We start from the raw sequence: 1425 nt of genomic DNA, 5'->3' as shown, positions 1-1425 counted from the left end.
AAGGAGAAATGATATGAACGTTTCCCCAACCCTCGGAGACTGACGATGATTCGTTTGATTAGGAAGGATACTCCCTGTCACAGCATCAAAGTGCTCAGTGTAGTTCAATAAAGTGAATTATCGACATTGGGAGTAACCACCATGAACAGTAACGTATTCGGTATTGATATCGCAAAGCAAGTATTTCAAATTCACTGGGTCGATCAAGAAACCGGAGAAATACACTCTGACAAAGTAAAGAGAAAAGATTTTATTAACTACTTTGCCAATCAGCAGCCTTCAGTAATTGGTATGGAAGCTTGTGGTGGTGCTCATCATTGGGGACGGTTGTTCAAAAAAATGGGGCACTCGGTGAAATTGTTGCCAGCGAATAAGGTGAAGCCATTCGTTGTTGGTAACAAAAACGATATGGTTGATGCCCGTGCAATTTGGACGGCGATGCAGCAACCAGGTATGAAGTTTATCGCTGTTAAAACCGAAGAGCAGCAATCCATCCTTAGTATACATCGGATGAGAGAGCTACTAGTCAAGCACAGAACGGCACAAATCAATTCGATACGTGGACTTTTGACAGAGTTCGGGCTTGTTATGCCAAAAGGCAAAAAAGCATTCAAAGAGCAATTACCTAACTGCTTAGTAAAATTGGAAAGTAAAGTGCCAAGTGCTTTTATGCATGCCTTGCAAGTTCAAATCGAACAGTTGTCTCATTTGGATACCGATATCAAACGATTGGAAATGCAAATACAAATCTGGTTTAAGCATAATGTGGATTGTCAGCGCATCAGTAAGGTTCCAGGAGTTGGGCCACTAACAGCAACAGCACTTATTGCTTCCATGGGAGATGCATCGGTATTTAAATCAAGTCGAGAGTTTGCTGCTTGGATAGGCATGGTTCCACGACAAACGGGAACAGGAGGCAGAGTCCATTTGCATGGTATCAGTAAAAGAGGAGATGTTTATTTGCGTACTCTACTTATCCATGGAGCCAGATCAGTAATAAGTCGCAGTAAAGAAAAGAGTGAATGGCTTCAATCTTTACAAGCTCGAAGACCCAACAATATTACGACTGTTGCATTAGCGAACAAGACAGCACGAACTGTTTGGGCATTGGTTGCGAAGCAAACAGAGTATCAACCATGCTAAGAAGGCAGTTCTTACAAATCTAAATCAACCTTAGATGTTCACTGAAAGTTTGCCAAGGTGTATCAAAAAATAATGACAAACAGGGTAAGACCAAGCCTTATAAAACCTGAATTTGCGTTAGAGTAATAAGCTCGCAGGAGAAATGAGGAATAAGGCTGCGGAAATCATTAGGGTCGGCAGAAAGTCTAAGTCTGCCAATGTAGACCGAATATAAAACTGCCACCTAACCCAGTTTAAAATTATTTTATGATGGCCTAGCAAATGGGGAAACGTTCATATAAA

Annotated in this window: 1 protein-coding gene; it reads left to right on the top strand. The window is 41.3% G+C overall.

Going from position 1 to position 1425, the window contains the following annotated elements; translation table 11 throughout:
• Positions 1 to 141: 141 nt before the first annotated feature.
• Complete coding sequence (locus R7E78_RS24120) at positions 142 to 1143, top strand: IS110 family transposase (RefSeq protein ID WP_318058337.1); 1002 nt, start codon at positions 142 to 144, stop codon at positions 1141 to 1143.
• Positions 1144 to 1425 lie beyond the last annotated feature (282 nt).

This window comes from Vibrio sp. YT-19(2023) (genome assembly GCF_033337395.1).
The sequence above is the reverse complement of the archived record's forward strand: the minus strand, read 5'-3'. Positions and strand labels throughout refer to the sequence as shown.